Below are 15624 nucleotides of genomic sequence, written 5' to 3'. Positions count from 1 at the left end.
CGGCGGCCCGCCGCGGGCGGGATGAGTGAAGTGGTGCCTGCGTCCGTGCTGAGTTGGTTCAGTGCAGAGTTGGTTCAGTGCAGAGTCATTCCACCGTCGACCACGAGCGTGGTCCCGGTGATGAACGACGATGCGTCGGAGGCGAGGAAGAGCAGCGCGGAGTCGAGCTCGGGCTGGAGCCCCAGTCGGCCGAAGATGGTACTGCCGGTGATGTCCGCGAGCATCTTCTCCGGGATCTCGTCGGTCATCTCGGAGGCGAAGTAGCCGGGGGCCAGCGCGTTGACGCGGATACCGCGGCGGCTGCCCCACTGCGCGGCGAGGTCGCGGGTCAGCCCGAGCACGGCCGCCTTGGTCGCCGAGTAGGCGGCCTGCGGTGCGAAGCCGGCGGTCAGGCCCAGGACGCTCGCGACGTTGACGATGCTCGCGCCCGGCTCCATGACGGCCGCGCACTCCTTGGCCGCCCAGTAGGCGCCGTTCAGGTTGACGTCCACCACCCCGCGGAACTGCTCGGGGGTCTCCTTGAGCGCGGGCACGGCGGTCCCGATGCCGGCGTTGTTGACCAGCACGTCGATGCGCCCGTGGGCCTCCATCGTGTCGCGGACCATCGCCGCGCACGCCTCGGGGTCGGCGACGTCGCACGCCACGGTCGAGGCGGTGCCGCCGGCGGCACGCAGTTCCTCGGCGAGGGCGTCGAGCCGCTCGCGGCGCCGGGCCGCCAGGACGACCGTGGCACCGGCCGAGGACAGGGCCCGCGCGAAGCCGGCCCCGAGCCCGGACGACGAACCCGTGATCACCACGACGCGGCCATCCAGCCGGAAGCGGTCGAGCACGGGCACCGCCGCCTGCGGACCCGTCCTTGGATCGACCGGGGTGGGCGCTGCGGACGAGGACTCAGCCATCAGTTGGTCACCTTCCTGGAGTCGAGGATCGAGTGGCCGTGGTCGACCAGCTCACGGATCTGCGGGCCGATGTCACCGAAGTCCTGACCCGCCATGTCACCGGCCTCGGAGCGCGTCGCCACGCCCTGGGCGATCGCCGCGAACTTGAACGTCGCGAACGCCAGGTACCACGGCATGTGGGACGGATCGGTGCCGGTGGCCGCGCAGTACCGGTCGAGCAGCCGCTGCGGGCCGGGCCAGCCCGGTTCGGTGGTGATGCTGGGGATGAGCGGCACCGTCGGCCCATCCGGGTCACCCCAGTACAGAACCGTCTGCGCGAGGTCGGCGACCGGATCGCCGAGGGTGGACAGCTCCCAGTCGAGGATCGCCTTGATGCGGCCCGGGTCGTCGGGGTCGACGACGTAGTTGTCGAGCCGGTAGTCACCGTGGATGATCCGCGACGACGGCGAGGTGGGCATGCTCTGACCGAGACGGGCGGCCAGGTCGGGCAACCGGTCGGCTCGAACGGAGTCGGACGCCTTCTCGGATTGCCCGAGCCAGCGCCGCAACTGCCGCTCCAGATAGCCGTCCGGGCGGCCGAGATCCCCCAGGCCGACCGCGTTCTGGTCCACGGCGTGAAGCGCGACCAGCGCGTCGATCTGGGCGTCCGCCATGGCCGCCTTGTCGTCGTCGGACTCGGCGAAGCCCGCCGGCAACGCGTCACGGATGACGTGGCCGACCACCTTCTCCATCACGTAGTACGGCACGCCCAGGTCCTCACCGGTGGTCTCGTTGAGCACCACCTTCGCGACCGGCACGTCCGTGTCCGCCAACCCGAGCTGGATCCGCGCCTCGCGGCCCATGTCGTGCGCGCTGGGCAGCAGCTCGCCCGTCGGCGGTCGCCGCAGGATCAGCTCCCCCGCGTCGGAGCGGAGCGTGAACGTGAGGTTGGACTTGCCACCGGCGATGAGGTCGGCGTCGAAGTCCGCCCAGGCCTGGTCACCGGTGGCCTCGGCGATCTTCGGCCCCACGACGTCGGGGCGGAGCAACAGGTCGACGGACAGTCCCGTGGACTCGGACGATGAAGTGGTCATGGCGTGGATCCTCGCGGTTGATGGGCGACCGGGCGGGCGGTTCGGGTGGATCAGTTGTGGCCGACGCTCAGTTGTGGCCGACACGGTGCAGGTCGTGACCCCGGGTCTCCTTCATGAAGGCGGTCGCGACCATCGTCGCCACGCAGAGGGCGATGATGTAGGCGCTGATCATCCAGTACAGATCCCACTCGATGAACTGGGCGTTGAGGTACGGCGCACTGCCGCCGAACACCGCGACGGACAGGGAGTACGCGAACCCGATGCCCGCCGTGCGCATCTTGGTGGGGAACGCCTCCGACATGAAGGAGGACAGGATCGAGCCGGCGGCCGCGACCAGGGTCATGGCGACGAGCGAGGCGAGGAACAGCGTCCACGGGCGGTCGTCGATCATCCCCATGAGCATCGGCGTGGTGATGATCGTGCCGATGGCGAAGATGAAGATGACCGGGCGACGGCCGATGTGGTCCGAGAGCAGACCCCACAGCGGGAGGGTGCACAGGGCGATGAGCTGGCTGCCGAAGATCGCCCAGAACGCGGCCTCCGAGTCCATGTCACGCTGCGTGATGGCGAACGTCGAGGCGTACGAGCTCCAGGTGTAGTGCGCGACGGTGATGCCGGAGACCATGGCCACGACCAGCGCGATGGCGCCGGCGAGCTTGCGTCGCGAGAACGCGGCGACCGGCGAGGTCGGGTCGGCGGCGGCGGCCGCGGCGGCCTTGTCGAAGACGTCGGACTCCTCCATGCCGGACCGCAGGTGCAGCACGAACAGGGCGAACACGGCGCCGAGCAGGAACGGCACGCGCCAGCCCCACTCGCCGACGGCGGACTCGGAGAGCACGGCGGTGATGCCGCCGCCGATGCCGTAGGCGATCACGGTGCCGCCCATGATGGCGACGAACACGAGGCTGCCCCACATACCGCGACGGTGCGGCGGCGCGATCTCGGCGACGTAGCTGTAGGCGGTGGCCGACTCGCCACCGTGGGCGAAGCCCTGGATCATGCGGCACAGGAGCAGCAGCGCCGAGGCGAAGATCCCGAGCGTCTCGTAGCTCGGGAGCAGGCCGATGAGCAGGCTGGCGCCGGCCATCATGAGCATGGTGGTGATGAGGACGAACTTGCGTCCGCGCACGTCCGCGATCCGGCCGAAGACGATCCCGCCCAGCGGGCGCATGAGGAACCCGACCGCGAAGACGGCGAACGTGGCCAGCAGCGCCGAGACCGGGTTCTCGTTGTTGAACATCACCGCGGCGATGTACGGGGCGAAGACCGCATAGGCCGTCCACTCGTACCACTCGAACAGCTGCCCGGTGGTACTGGCGGCCAACGAGCGGACGCTGCCGCGGTTCGCCTTGTCGGACTGGTGTGGGGCTGCGGTGTCGGCAGTGGCGGCGGTGGCGGCGGTGGCGCCGGCCCGCCCGCGGTCGTCGGGGTCGATGGTGGCCTCGGCCATGTCAGTTCCCTTCGGTGGGAGTGGAGGAGTGGGAGGGGGTGTGTTCGTCGCGGAGTTCGCGACGGCGGATCTTTCCGGTCTGGGTCTTGGGGAGCTCGCCGACGACGTGGACCTCGCCCGGCCGCTTGTAGGCGGCGAGCCGCTCCGAGGCGAACGCGATCAGCTCGTCCTCGGTCGCCGTCCGCCCGGCCCTGAGCGAGACGAACGCGACGACCTTCTCGCCGCGGTACTCGTCCGGCAGTCCCACGACGGCGGCCTCGAACACCGCGTCGTGCTCGTACAGGGCGTCCTCGACCTCCCGCGGCCAGACCTTGTAACCGGAGGCGTTGATCTGATCCTTGAGGCGGTCCACGAGGTACACCCAGCCGTCGCCGTCCATGACGGCGACATCGCCGGTGTGCAGCCGGCCGCCGGGCATGGTCGAGGCCGTGGCGGCCTCGTTGCGCCAGTAGCCGGACACGATCTGCGGTCCCGACAGGACGAGCTCGCCCTGTTCGCCCGGGGCGACCGGCTGGTCGTCGACGCCGACGACCTCCGCGCCGATCCCCGGCAGCGGCACTCCGATGGACAGGGTGCCGCTGGTCTCGTCGACCGGCGCCCGCAGCCCGGGCGGCACCGCGATGACCCCGGAGGTCGTCTCGGTCATGCCGTATCCGTTGTGGATGTAGTGGCCGAACCGCTCCGCGAAGCGCTCGACCGTCGAGGGCGGGATGGGTGCGCCCCCGCTGTACAGGGTCTTGACCGACGCGAAGTGCTCCGGTCCCGCCTCGTCGAGGCGCATGAGCGCGTTGTAGGCGGTGATGGAGCCGATGGTGAAGGTGACCCCGTGTTCGCGGAACGCGTCCAGCATGACACCGGGCCGGAAACGCCCGGCGAAGACGAGGGTGGAGTCGGTGACCAGCGCGACGGTGGCGTTGATGACCGCGCCGGTGATGTGGAACAGCGGGGCGATCGCCAGCACCACGTCGCCCGGCACCAGACCGACGAAGTCGGCGAAGCTCCGCGCGACCGCGATGACGTTGCCATGCGAGTTCATCGCCCCCTTGGGCGGCCCGGTGGTTCCCGAGGTGTAGGTGAGAAGCGCGAGGTCGTCGGGGGTGACCTCCGCCGGCTCCGGCGTGCGGCCCTCGAACTCGCGGATCAGGGAGACCAGGTCGCCGTCCGGCGAAGGCTCGACCTGCTGGTCGTCGCCGAACGCGCGGGGGTCGTTCCGGGTCTGCAGGTCCCGCTCGCTCGTACTGACGACCCATGCGACGTTCGTACCGCTCACGGCGTCGCGGATCGCCGTGGCGTCCCGGTCGGTGGCGATGATCCCCACGGCACCGGAGTCCTCCACGGGCAACCGGAGTTCCCGGCCGAAGTACATCGGGTTGAGCACCACGGCGGCGGCGCCGATCTTCCACAGCGCCAGCATCGCCAGCGCGTACTGCGGGATGTTCTGCAGGTGGATGCCGACGCGGTCACCGGGCGCCACCCCGCGGACCTGCAGTGCGGTGGCGAGCGCATCCGCCATCGCGTCGACCTCGCGGGCCGACAGCGTGGTGTCGAAGTAGGCGACGGCCGCCCTGTCCGGCGAGGAGTCGACACGCTCACGCCAGGCGTCCACGAGCGTCGACCGCCGCGTCACGAGGCTCTCGTCGAGACCCGGTGGGTACAGCGTCCGCCACGGCCGCGGGGCTTCCTGGCTCATCCTCGCTCCTCTCGTTCACGATCCTTGTGCGATCCACCGACCGATCGATCGCTCGGTGTGCCATAGTGTTACCCACACCACAACCGGTGTCAAGCGAAGGGTGGCTAGTGTTGTGACGATGAGTGAGGAGACCGCGACGTTGGAGGCCGCGTCGTTGGAGGCCGCGACGTTGGCGCAGTGGCGCGAGTTCGGCACCGACGAACTCTCCCCTCCGCTCCGCGCGGCCCTGCAAGTCTTCGCCCGGCACGGTTATCACGGTGCCTCGATCCGGTCGATCGCCGAGGCCGCCGGACTGTCCGTGCCGGGCCTCTACCATCACTACCGATCGAAGCAGGCCATCCTCGCAGCGGTCGTCGACCAGGCCATGGCGGAGATGCTCACGCACACTCAGGCCGCGGCCGACGACGCCGGCGACCGCACCGTCACCAGGTTCGAGAACATCGTGGAGTGCCTCGCCCGCTTCCACATGGCACGGCGCGACCACGCGTTCGTGGCGTCCACCGAGATGCGCAGCATGGACCCGGACGTGCGCGCACGCCACATCGCGCAGCGCGATGCGCAGCAGAAGATGCTCGAGGACGCCATCCGCGCCGGTGTCGACTCCGGGGAGTTCTCCTGCGCCCACCCCGAGGACGCGGCCCGCGCCATCGCCTCACTGTGTGTGTCGATCGCGTCCTGGTACCGGCCCGACGGGCCGCTGTCGGCCGACGACGTCGTCGCCCGCCACCTCGAGTTCGCCCGCGGGATGGTCGGCGCGGCACGCGGCTGAGATCGACCGCGCCGCACGCGGCTGAGGTCGACCGCGCCGCACGCGGCTGAGACCCACCCGGTCAGCGTCTGCGCTGCCCCCGACCCACCGGCTTCGGCGCACGTTCGGCGCGGGCCTTCGCCTTGGCGGCGGCCTTCTCCTTCGCGGTCCGCTTCTCGCGCGGGGGCTCGCCCGCTCCGCGCGAGGTGCCCGCCCTGCGACCCCGCACGATCCCCACGAACTCGTCGATCAACTCATCGGTCTCCCTCGCGGGCGACCAGGCGATGCCCATCCGGGTCGCGGGGACCCCGTCGACGGGCCGCGCGACCACGTCGCGCCGACTCAGCGCTCTCGCGTACGGCGCCGGCAGGACGAGCAACCCCACGCCGGCGGCGACGAGGTCCACCGCGGCGGACACCTCCTCGGGCGTCGCCGTGATGGGGTCCACCGGCTCGAGCCACCGCTCCCCCTCGAGGTCGGCGATCCCCAGCGAGTCGAAGGCGGCGAGTTCGTGGTCCTTCTCGGCGAGAACGGCCATCGTCTCGGTGTACAGCGGGACCCGGAGCAGGCCGGCCGGCGCCGAGCGCGGTGCATCGTCGGGCTCGCGGAGGAAGATCACGTCGAAGCCGTCGTCGCCGGAGGAGTCCGCGAGCTGCGCGCGCGGGTCACCGGCGCGCCGGGCCGAGATCGGCACGCGCGGATTGCGCTCGCGCCACCGCGCGAGCCACTTGTCCGGCTGTACACCGGGGACGTAGCCGACACGAAGACAGGCGTCGGTGCCCGCATTCTCGTCGGTCATCGACCCCCGCCTGTCGTCGTCTCGGTCCGGTCTCAGCCCAGGATCTTCCAGTCCTCGAGCCCCTCGTACAGCGGCTTCGACGCGGCCAGCGCGGACACGCGCTCACGCAGGGCGGTGACGTCGGCGCCCGTGCCCGCGGCCAACGCGGTGCCGATGATGTCCGCGACCTCACGGAAGTCCTCGGCTTCGAACCCGCGGGTGGCCAGGGCGGGCGTGCCGATGCGCAGGCCGGAGGTCACCATCGGCGGACGCGGGTCGAACGGCACCGCGTTGCGGTTCACCGTGATCCCGACCTCGTGGAGGAGGTCCTCCGCCTGCTGGCCGTCGAGCTCGGAGTCACGCAGGTCCACCAGGACGAGGTGCACGTCCGTGCCGCCGGTGAGGACGGAGACGCCGGCGTCCCGGCAATCCTGGGCGGTGAGCCGCTCGGCGAGGATCTGGGCACCCTCGATCGTGCGCTGCTGACGCTCGCGGAACTGCTCCGTGCCGGCGATCTTCATCGCGGTGGCCTTGGCGGCGATCGCGTGCATGAGCGGTCCGCCCTGCTGGCCCGGGAACACCGACGAGTTGAGCTTCTTGAACAGCTCGAGGTCGTTGGTGAGGATCATGCCGGAGCGCGGCCCGCCGAGCGTCTTGTGGACGGTCGTGGAGGCGACGTCGGCGTGCGGGACGGGGCTCGGGTGCAGGCCGGCGGCCACGAGGCCGGCGAAGTGAGCCATGTCCACCCACAGCTTGGCGCCGACCTCGTCGGCGATCTCGCGGAACTTCGCGAAATCCAGGGTCCGCGGGTAGGCCGACCAGCCGGCGATGATGACATCCGGCTTCTCCGCCAGCGCCATCGCCCGGACGGTGTCCATGTTGACCTGCATGGTCTCCGGATCCACCTCGTAGGCGGCGACCTCGTAGAGCTGGCCGGAGAAGTTGAGCTTCATGCCGTGCGTGAGGTGCCCGCCGTGGGCGAGCGACAGGCCCATGATCTTGGACCCCGGCTTCGCGAGCGCCATGAGCACCGCGGCATTGGCCTGGGCGCCGGCGTGCGGCTGGACGTTCGCGTACTTGGCGCCGAAGACCTCCTTGGCACGGTCACGAGCCAGGTTCTCCACCACGTCCACGTGCTCGCAGCCGCCGTAGTAACGGCGACCCGGGTACCCCTCGGCGTACTTGTTGGTGAGCACGGAGCCCTGCGCCTGCAGGACCGAGCGCGGCACGAAGTTCTCCGACGCGATCATCTCGAGCGTGTCTCGCTGTCGGGCGAGCTCGCCGGCCATCGCCTCGGCGACCTCCGGATCGAGCTCGGTCAGGGAGGCGGTGAACACGTCGGTGTTCGGGTCGGTCATCGTTGCTCCTCGCACGTGGGCTTTGCACTTCGTACGAATCGTGTGGGGCCACGGCTCGTCTCGTCGTCGTCAGTCTAGTGCCACGCCACCCTGACACCCCCTCCCCCGTGGCCACCTGCCACAATCGGGAACCGTGAGCAGACAAGCCGGCGACTACACGCCGTACGTCGAGTTCGACCGTCGGAGCTGGCGGCGCCTGCGGCGTGCGATGCCCATGGTGCTCACCGAACAGGACCTCGAGGGCCTCCGGGGCCTGGGCGAACACCTCGACCTCGACGAGATCGCGGAGATCTACCTGCCGCTGAGCCGGCTCATCCACCTGCAGGTATCCGCCAGACAGCGGTTGTTCCAGTCGACCAATCTGTTCCTCGGCGAGACCGTGGACGCCCCCATGCCGTTCGTGATCGGCGTGGCCGGATCGGTGGCGGTCGGCAAGTCCACCTCCGCCCGTGTGCTGCGCGCGCTGCTCACCCGCTGGGACTCCCACCCCCGGGTGGACCTCATCACCACCGACGGCTTCCTTCACCCCAACCGCGAACTCCAGCGGCGCGGACTGATGCACCGCAAGGGCTACCCCGAGTCGTACGACCGGCGCGCGCTGCTGCGGTTCGTCACCGAGGTCAAATCCGGAGCCCCGGTCGTGCGCGCGCCGGTGTACTCACACACCAAGTACGACATCGTGCCCGGCGAGTTCATCGAGGTCCGCCGACCCGACATCCTCATCGTGGAGGGCCTCAACGTCCTGCAGACGGGTCCGCGCCTCATGGTCTCGGACCTGTTCGACTTCTCGCTCTACGTCGACGCGCGGATCGAGGACATCGAACAGTGGTACGTCGAGCGCTTCCTCGAACTGCGGAGCACGTCGTTCTCCAACCCCAACTCGCACTTCGCGCACTACGCCGACCTGTCCGACAAGGCGGCCCGGCTCGCCGCCCGCGAGATCTGGACGTCGATCAACCGGCCGAACCTGGTGGAGAACATCCTGCCGACCCGGCCGCGCGCGACGCTGGTGCTCCGCAAGAACTCGGACCACTCCATCCAGCGGCTGCGCCTGCGCAAGATCTAGAGCGGCGGCGCGCCCGTCTCCCCCTCCGGAACACCGCGCCGCCGCAACTCGGCCTCGGCGCGGTCGAGCCCGCCGTGTTCGAGCGCGGCCAGGGCACTGCGGTCCGACCACACCAGCCGACCGTGCCGGCGCACCTCCACCTCGAGCTCACCGGCCAGGTGCTCGATCGACCCGGCGGAGTTGCGCTTCTCCGATGGCAGCGGGACCGGCAGCACGTGCGCGCGGTCCAGGGGCGAACGCCCGCTGATGCGCACCTGCCAGCCATAGCCGCGACCCTCGAACTCCCACCGCTCGTCGGTCACCTCGGCGCGGACCGGCGAGACGACCGGGTTGCCCAGCCGGATGACCTTCCCGCCGGGCAGTCGCACGACAACCGCAGTCACCTCGGTGCGCAGCGGCCCGGAGTGGATCTGCCCGCCGGCGAACGCCACGCACGTGTTCGGCTCGGAGAACGCCTGCGCCTGCCCCCACCACCACGAGTCGGGGAAGCCCTCGGCGCCCCAGTTCTTCTCGCCGTACACCTCGGCACCGTCGAACTCCCAGTGCTCGCCGTCGAGTTCGGCCCATCCGCTGGCGCGACCGCCGAGCAGCCAGGGGTGCCAGTACTGATTGAGGGCGGGCACTGACTGGAAGATGCTCGAGCCGCCGACGGCGGGGTGCGGCCACTGCACCGGCTCGGTGATGGTCACGTGCAGCCGGGCGCCCTCTCCCATGTCCACGCGGACCGCGTCGGATCGGTACTCGAACAGCTCGCCGGAGCGGGCGCCGATCCGGTCCGGATCCGCCCAGCCGTCGGGCGCGGCCATGAGGCGGAGGGTGGACGACGACGATGACGACGACGAGGAGGAGTTCCCGTCTCCGTCCCGGCGCGATCCACCGGCCTCGATCGGGATGGGCGCCTCGTCGGAGGCGAGCCCGAGCGTCGCCCAGTGCCCGTCGGGTCCCCGGTTGACCCCGATGAGGGCGATCACCACGCGCCCGCGCTCGCGATCGGTGACGCGGAGGAAGTACCCCTCCATGGCCACGTCGTGTGCGCGGAGCGGATCGCCGAAGGGCAGGTCTGCGCCGGTCGCCCGGTATCGCCGGAGGAGTCCCATGGGGTTCAGCGTCCCATAATCGGCTTAGGGTGAAGCCGTGAATGCGACTCAACTCGGCCTCCGTCCGCCCAGGGAACGGGTCGATCCCCGGTGCCGACGATGGTGGACGGCGCAGGTCGCCCTGTGGATGGTCGGGCCACTGCTCGTGCTGGCGGCATCGACGCTGATCGTGGGCCCGTGGATGCTCCTCGCCACCGCCGGGTGGGCGTTGCTGACAGCAGCGGCGCTGGTAGTGGTGCCCCGGGTGCGGTGGGCGATCCACCGCTGGGAGGCCACCGACACCGCCGTCTACAGCCGTAGTGGACTGTTCTGGGAGGAGTGGCGGGCGGCTCCCCTGTCGCGCGTCCAGACCGTCGACAAGACCCGCGGCCCGCTCCAGCGACAGTTCGGCCTCGCCACCGTCGTGGTCACCACCGCCTCGTCCAAGGGTGCGGTGCGCATCAGCGCCCTCGACGCCACGCAGGCCGAGGAGATGGCCGACCGCCTCACCCTCCTCGCCGAGGACGATCAGCGAGACGCCACATGACCGGCCCGACCGATCCGGTCGGCCCGCACCGCCCCTCCGACCTCGCCGGTCCGGGCGGTCCCGCGGGCGCGGACCGCCCCGCCGGCGCGGACCATGAAGACTGGCTGCCGCTGGACCGTCGGACGATCACCTCCACGACCGTGGTGGTCGCCGCGGCACTCGTCGCCGCGGCGGTGCCGACGGCGATCGGCATGCTGGTGGGCGGCCTGGCCATCGGCTGGGTCCTCCTCTGGACGGTGGGCGGGGTGGTCGTCGGGACCGTCGCCACCGCGATCGCCGAGTCCGCCCGCCTGACGGTGACCCGCTACCGCGTCGACGCCCACCGGATCGAGCGCCGGGTCCGCTTCCTGTCGAGCACCACCTCGACGCTCTCGACGCACCGGGTCCGCAACGTGGAGATCACCGCCGACGTCGTCCAGCGTCGCCTCGGTATCGCCACCCTCAAACTGGCCAGCGGTGAGACCGACGGTTCGAGGATGACGCTGGCCGCCCTCGACCGCTCCGAGGCCGAAGACCTGCGCCGCCGACTGCTCGCCGACCGTGCCGGCGCGGACACCCACGAACTCGCCCGCCTCGATCCCCGGTGGGTCCGCTACGCCCCGGCCAGCCTCATGACGCCGGTGTTCGGCCTGGTGGGCTTCGGCATCGTGCTCCAGGTGGCCGACTGGTTCAACGCGGTGCCGGCGGTGCTGGAGTGGGTCTGGGACCGCGTCGGCGGGCTACCGCTGCCGGTCCTCGCCATCGGCGTGGTGGCTCTGACCCTGGCCATCGGCACCGTCGCCGCCACAGTGCTGTTCGTGGAGAACTGGTGGGGCATGCGCCTCGAGCGTCACCGCGACGGGTCGCTCGAACTTCGCCGAGGCCTGGTCGTGGGCCGGCACGCGACGTTCGACGGCCGACGCGTCCGTGGCATCACGCTGCACGAGCCGCCGGGGTTCCGCGCGGTCGGGGCCGCCCGGCTGGACGTGATCGCCACCGGCGTGGGTATCGGCAACGACGAGAACGGCAAGCCCAAGCAGAGCCCTGCGCTGGTCCCGGCCTCGCCGCGCGACGTGGCGGCTGGCGTGGCGGCGGAGATGCTCGGGACACCGGTGCCGGGTACGGCGGCGGGCACGCCGGATGCGGCGGCGGGCACACCGGGGCCGGACGCGCTGCGCTCCCATCCGCCTGTGGCACGACGACGACGAGCCGTCCGCGCGGTGGCCGCCACCCTCGCCCTCACCGGGATCGCCCTCGTACCCGCGCTCGTGTGGCCGTGGCTGTGGTGGGTTCCCGTCACCGTGGCCGCGGTCGGTGGGACGGTCGCCGCGTGGGCCGCGGTCGACAACTACCGCGGACTCGGCCACGCGGTGGGCGGCACCGTGGTCACGGTCCGTAAGGGGTCGCTCCTGCGACGAACCGATGCCCTGTACCGCGACGGGATCCTCGGCTGGAACGTGCGGCGCACCCCGTTCCAGCGCCGGGCAGGGCTGGTGACGCTAGTGGCGACCTCGGCGGGCGGCGGCGGTGCGTTCCGACTGCCGGACGTCGCCGAGGCCGAGGCGCACGAGGTGTGGTCGACCGCCGGCGACGTGTGGGACCACCTGGCCGAGCCACGCGACTGAGCGACTCCGCAGCTGAGCGACTCCGCGGCCGAGCCACCCCGCGCGGGCGCGAGCCCGGTCAGTCGGCGTCCACGGGCCTGTCGTCGGTCGCCGGATCCAGCTTCCGGACCAGACTGGGCGCCAGGTCGGACAGCGCGTACTCGTCGAGGAGCCGCCGGGCCTCGTCGTCGTCGACCCCGGCGAAGACCCGCCCGATCGTGACCCCGTGCGTGGGCACGGCGACCACCCGGATCTCGTCCCCGGCCTCGACGGGGCCCGCGGCGAGGACCCGCGCGTACGCGCCCGGGCGCCCGCCCTCGGTGAAGCGCCGCACCCAGCGCGGCTTGCCCACGTGGTGGCCGAAGGTCTGACACGGGATCCGCGGCGTCGTGACCTCCATGCGCAGGCGGCCCACCTCCAGCACGGTGCCGATCTGCAACTGCGAGGTGTCGACCCCCGCCACGCGCAGGTTCTCGCCGAAGTACCCGGGCGGGATCGGGCCGCCGAACTCGGGCTCCCACTGCTCGACGTCGGAGTCCGAGAGCAGGTAGACGGCCTTCCACACCCCGCCGTGGTGCTGGCGATCTGCCTGGACGTCGCCGTGGAGGCCGTACTCGCGCACCTGGACGGGCCCGTCGACGGGCCGCTTGTCGATCGCGGTGACGCCGACCCGGCCGGGCACCTCGAGCAGTTGGTCCACCACGCACACGGCGCGGACGGTGAACACCTCGCCCACGGTGATCGGCGCGCGCTCCGCCTCCGCGCCGACCATCACTGACCGAACCGACGGTTGCGGGCTCCGTACTCGCGCATCGCCCGGAGGAAGTCGACCCGCCGGAACGCCGGCCAGTACGCCTCGGTGAACCAGATCTCCGAATACGCGCTCTGCCACAGCAGGAAGCCCGAGAGCCGCTGCTCGCCGGAGGTGCGGATCACGAGGTCCGGGTCGGGCTGGCCCGAGGTGTAGAGGTGCTCGCCGATGCCGTCGACGGTGATCGCGTCGACCAGCTCCTGTCCGCTGCAGCCCTTGTCGATCAGCTCCTGGACCAGCTCGCGGGCGGCGTCGGCGATCTCCTGCCGCCCGCCGTAGCCGACCGCGACGTTGACCTTGACGCCCGGCCGGCCCCTGCTCACCTGCTCGGCGTGGCGCAGTCGCTCGGCGAGCCAGTCCGGCAGCACCTCGAGACGCCCGACGATCCGGACCTCCCAGTTCTTCCCCGGGCCGGTGATCTCGTCCACCACGTCCGCGATGATCTGCAGCAGTTCATCGAGTTCCTCGGCATCGCGGCCGAGGTTCTCCGTGCTGAGCAGGTAAATGGTGGCAACGTCTACACCGAGGTCGTCACACCACCCCAGCATCTCGGCGATCTTGACCGCGCCCGCCCGGTGACCGTGCGCGACGTCAGTGAACCCCGCCTCACGTGCCCACCGGCGGTTCCCGTCCGCCATCACGGCGATGTGCCTCGGCAGCCTCGACTCGTCCAACGAGGCGCGAAGGCGCGCTTCGTACAGCGAGTACAGGGGGAAGGAGACGGCCACGCGGAAAGGGTACCGCGCGCCGTCGCCCGCCCAGTGGTGCCCCTCGGGCCGCCGACCCCGGGCCGACAGGGGCGCGGGGCCAACAGCGAGGGCCGCGGCGGGGCCGGCGGCGAGGGTGGCGGCGGTCAGCCTCGTCGGCCCCGGCGGACGGCCGCGGCGAGCGCGCGCAGGCTGTCGGCGGTGGTGTCCCAGCCGATGCACGCGTCCGTCACGGACCGGCCGTACACCAGCTCGTCGGCCTCGACGGACTGGGCGCCGGGCTCGAGGAAGCTCTCGATCATCAGTCCGGAGATGCCCTGCTCCCCCGCGCCGATCCGCTCGGCCAGCTCGGCCACGACCTCGGCCTGACGCTCGTGTGACTTGCCCGAGTTGGCGTGGCTCGCGTCCACCATCACCAGACCGGGCAGGCCAACCTTGCCGACCGCCGCGACGGCCGACGCGACGGACTCGGCGTCGTGGTTGGGTCCACCGGTCCCGCCGCGGAGGATGACGTGGCAGTCGGTGTTGCCGGCGGTCTCCACGACGGAGGCCCGGCCGTCGGCGTCGGTGCCGAAGAACACGTGCCGCGCCGCCGACGACCGGCAGCCGTCGACCGCGACCTGGACCTCGCCGTCGGTCCCGTTCTTGAAGCCCACCGGCATCGACAGTCCCGACACCAGCTGACGGTGCACCTGACTCTCCGTGGTGCGGGCGCCGATCGCGCCCCAGGATACGGCGTCGGCGATGTACTGCGGGCTGGTCGGCTCGAGGAACTCGGTCCCCACGGGCAGCCCCAGGTCGAGCACGTCGAGCAGCAGGGTGCGGGCGGTGCGCAGGCCGCGCGGGATGTCGTAGCTCCCGTCGAGCGCGGGGTCGTTGATGAGGCCTTTCCACCCGACGGTGGTGCGCGGCTTCTCGAAGTACACGCGCATCACGATCAGCAGGTCCTCAGCCGTCTCCTCCGCGAGCGCGGCGAGTCGCGCCGCGTAGTCGAGGGCCGCCTCGGTGTCGTGGACCGAACACGGGCCGACGACCACGAGCAGGCGGTCGTCGCGCCCGGCGAGCACGTCGGCGACCTCGGCGCGGCTGCGCTCGACCAGCGCCTCGCGGGCCTCGCCCAGCGGGAGTTCGCCGAGGATCTCGGTCGGCGTCGGCAACGGGGAGTAGGACAGGACCCGCCTGTCGGCGGTCTGGGTGGGGTTCTCGGCGGTGACGGTCACGGCTGTGCACTCCTGGCGATGTGGTCGTGGCGGGCCGGGTGCCGTGATCTCTTCGGTGCCCTGTGTCGCGCACCCGGATCCGCCGTCTGGAAAGGCGGAAGGCGGCGACCATGGTGGTCACCGCCTCTGGGCTCCGGGTGTCGAGACGTCCGTCTAGCGGACGCGTGCGCTCGCGGCGCGGGCTCCACCCGGAGCCCACATAAAGCGCCAATAAGCGCGAGCGTTCGACATGCCGGCCACGATAACAGAATCGGATCGTCTCGGGTCACCCACCTCCCCGCCGAGGGGCGGCCACGGGGTTCGTCGCCACCACCTCTCGCTATGTGTGGGACCGGACGTTCTCCACCTCCGCCCGCGCGGCGACAGTCCTCCCAATCGAACACTTGCGCTAGTTTCTCATAGCCGGTATAGTCGAACTTATATTCGAGTGGGAGCCCAGCACGCGTGAGGCGCAGGAAGGACGGGGTCATGAACACGACGACGATGAGCCTTTCCGACTTCTGGGCGCTGCGCGCGGTGGATGAGCCGTTGGAGTCGTTGGACGCGTCAGCGCTCAGCGAGGTGGCCCGGTCGGTGACGCTGGCGCAGAACCTCGCCGCGGCGACCCGGCTGCACGCC

14 protein-coding genes are annotated in these 15624 nt (G+C 71.2%); 4 read left to right on the top strand and 10 right to left on the bottom strand.

Annotation, left to right across the window (positions count from 1 at the left end):
- Window positions 1–74 precede the first annotated feature (74 nt).
- From AC3DEV_RS07440 to AC3DEV_RS07425, 4 genes are all read right to left on the bottom strand, one after another.
- Complete coding sequence (locus tag AC3DEV_RS07440; protein WP_472983145.1) at window positions 75–836, bottom strand: SDR family NAD(P)-dependent oxidoreductase; 762 nt, start codon at window positions 834–836, stop codon at window positions 75–77.
- A 62-nt stretch (window positions 837–898) separates the two neighbouring features.
- The gene (locus tag AC3DEV_RS07435; RefSeq protein ID WP_488371707.1) at window positions 899–1972 is read right to left on the bottom strand and encodes a phosphotransferase family protein; all 1074 of its coding nucleotides are present in this window, start codon (window positions 1970–1972) and stop codon (window positions 899–901) included.
- Window positions 1973–2039: 67 nt separating this feature from the next.
- Complete coding sequence (locus AC3DEV_RS07430; RefSeq protein ID WP_488371706.1) at window positions 2040–3422, bottom strand: MFS transporter; 1383 nt, start codon at window positions 3420–3422, stop codon at window positions 2040–2042.
- Between the two features lies 1 nt (window position 3423).
- The gene (locus AC3DEV_RS07425) at window positions 3424–5112 is read right to left on the bottom strand and encodes a class I adenylate-forming enzyme family protein (RefSeq protein ID WP_488371705.1); all 1689 of its coding nucleotides are present in this window, start codon (window positions 5110–5112) and stop codon (window positions 3424–3426) included.
- Between the two features lie 118 nt (window positions 5113–5230).
- Between AC3DEV_RS07425 and AC3DEV_RS07420 the strand changes: the two genes are divergently transcribed.
- The gene (locus AC3DEV_RS07420) at window positions 5231–5881 is read left to right on the top strand and encodes a TetR/AcrR family transcriptional regulator (RefSeq protein ID WP_167457811.1); all 651 of its coding nucleotides are present in this window, start codon (window positions 5231–5233) and stop codon (window positions 5879–5881) included.
- 61 nt (window positions 5882–5942) lie between these two features.
- On the opposite strand, the gene AC3DEV_RS07415 is transcribed toward AC3DEV_RS07420, so the two are convergent.
- Window positions 5943–6659, bottom strand: coding sequence for a LysR family transcriptional regulator substrate-binding protein (locus tag AC3DEV_RS07415; RefSeq protein ID WP_488371704.1), 717 nt, complete (start codon window positions 6657–6659; stop codon window positions 5943–5945).
- Between the two features lie 32 nt (window positions 6660–6691).
- Window positions 6692–7996, bottom strand: coding sequence for a serine hydroxymethyltransferase (gene glyA, locus AC3DEV_RS07410; protein WP_488371703.1), 1305 nt, complete (start codon window positions 7994–7996; stop codon window positions 6692–6694).
- 133 nt (window positions 7997–8129) lie between these two features.
- On the opposite strand from glyA, the gene coaA reads away from it, so the two are divergent.
- On the top strand, window positions 8130–9062 hold the full coding sequence (coaA, locus tag AC3DEV_RS07405) for a type I pantothenate kinase (RefSeq protein WP_069388860.1): 933 nt from the start codon (window positions 8130–8132) through the stop codon (window positions 9060–9062).
- Here the strand turns inward: coaA and AC3DEV_RS07400 are convergent.
- Window positions 9059–10159 carry a tocopherol cyclase family protein gene (locus AC3DEV_RS07400; protein ID WP_488371702.1) on the bottom strand — a complete coding sequence of 367 codons (1101 nt, stop codon included), beginning with the start codon at window positions 10157–10159 and terminating at the stop codon, window positions 9059–9061. The genes coaA and AC3DEV_RS07400 overlap by 4 nt on opposite strands.
- 37 nt (window positions 10160–10196) lie before the next feature.
- Here AC3DEV_RS07400 and AC3DEV_RS07395 point away from each other — a divergent pair, with 37 nt between their 5' ends.
- Entirely contained in the window at window positions 10197–10685 is a 489-nt protein-coding gene (locus AC3DEV_RS07395; RefSeq protein WP_163375994.1) for a PH domain-containing protein, read from the top strand.
- Window positions 10682–12289: a PH domain-containing protein gene (locus AC3DEV_RS07390; protein ID WP_488371701.1), complete on the top strand. Its 1608-nt coding sequence runs from the start codon at window positions 10682–10684 to the stop codon at window positions 12287–12289. The genes AC3DEV_RS07395 and AC3DEV_RS07390 overlap by 4 nt, the downstream gene beginning before the upstream one ends.
- A 58-nt stretch (window positions 12290–12347) precedes the next feature.
- Here the strand turns inward: AC3DEV_RS07390 and AC3DEV_RS07385 are convergent, their stop codons facing one another.
- The 3 genes from AC3DEV_RS07385 to AC3DEV_RS07375 form a co-directional block, all read right to left on the bottom strand.
- Window positions 12348–13040, bottom strand: a complete 693-nt coding sequence (locus tag AC3DEV_RS07385) for an MOSC domain-containing protein (protein ID WP_268099981.1) — start codon at window positions 13038–13040, stop codon at window positions 12348–12350.
- Window positions 13040–13807 (bottom strand): isoprenyl transferase, encoded by a 768-nt coding sequence (locus tag AC3DEV_RS07380; protein ID WP_067715669.1) that lies wholly within the window; start codon window positions 13805–13807, stop codon window positions 13040–13042. The genes AC3DEV_RS07385 and AC3DEV_RS07380 overlap by 1 nt, the downstream gene beginning before the upstream one ends.
- 125 nt (window positions 13808–13932) lie before the next feature.
- On the bottom strand, window positions 13933–15006 hold the full coding sequence (locus AC3DEV_RS07375) for a 3-deoxy-7-phosphoheptulonate synthase (protein WP_488371700.1): 1074 nt from the start codon (window positions 15004–15006) through the stop codon (window positions 13933–13935).
- Window positions 15007–15624: the final 618 nt, after the last annotated feature.

It is taken from the genome of Dietzia sp. IBK-p2-15D, from assembly GCF_057773105.1.
The sequence above is the reverse complement of the archived record's forward strand: the minus strand, read 5'-3'. Positions and strand labels throughout refer to the sequence as shown.

What these genes read in the sequence shown, in the direction of transcription:
- AC3DEV_RS07400 (WP_488371702.1), bottom strand. Translation starts at nt 10,159, where the DNA reads ATGGGACTCCTCCGGCGATACCGGGCGACCGGCGCAGACCTGCCCTTC.
- AC3DEV_RS07430 (WP_488371706.1), bottom strand. Translation starts at nt 3,422, where the DNA reads ATGGCCGAGGCCACCATCGACCCCGACGACCGCGGGCGGGCCGGCGCC.
- AC3DEV_RS07420 (WP_167457811.1), top strand. Translation starts at nt 5,231, where the DNA reads ATGAGTGAGGAGACCGCGACGTTGGAGGCCGCGTCGTTGGAGGCCGCG.
- AC3DEV_RS07385 (WP_268099981.1), bottom strand. Translation starts at nt 13,040, where the DNA reads ATGGTCGGCGCGGAGGCGGAGCGCGCGCCGATCACCGTGGGCGAGGTG.
- AC3DEV_RS07425 (WP_488371705.1), bottom strand. Translation starts at nt 5,112, where the DNA reads ATGAGCCAGGAAGCCCCGCGGCCGTGGCGGACGCTGTACCCACCGGGT.
- AC3DEV_RS07415 (WP_488371704.1), bottom strand. Translation starts at nt 6,659, where the DNA reads ATGACCGACGAGAATGCGGGCACCGACGCCTGTCTTCGTGTCGGCTAC.
- AC3DEV_RS07435 (WP_488371707.1), bottom strand. Translation starts at nt 1,972, where the DNA reads ATGACCACTTCATCGTCCGAGTCCACGGGACTGTCCGTCGACCTGTTG.
- AC3DEV_RS07390 (WP_488371701.1), top strand. Translation starts at nt 10,682, where the DNA reads ATGACCGGCCCGACCGATCCGGTCGGCCCGCACCGCCCCTCCGACCTC.
- glyA (WP_488371703.1), bottom strand. Translation starts at nt 7,996, where the DNA reads ATGACCGACCCGAACACCGACGTGTTCACCGCCTCCCTGACCGAGCTC.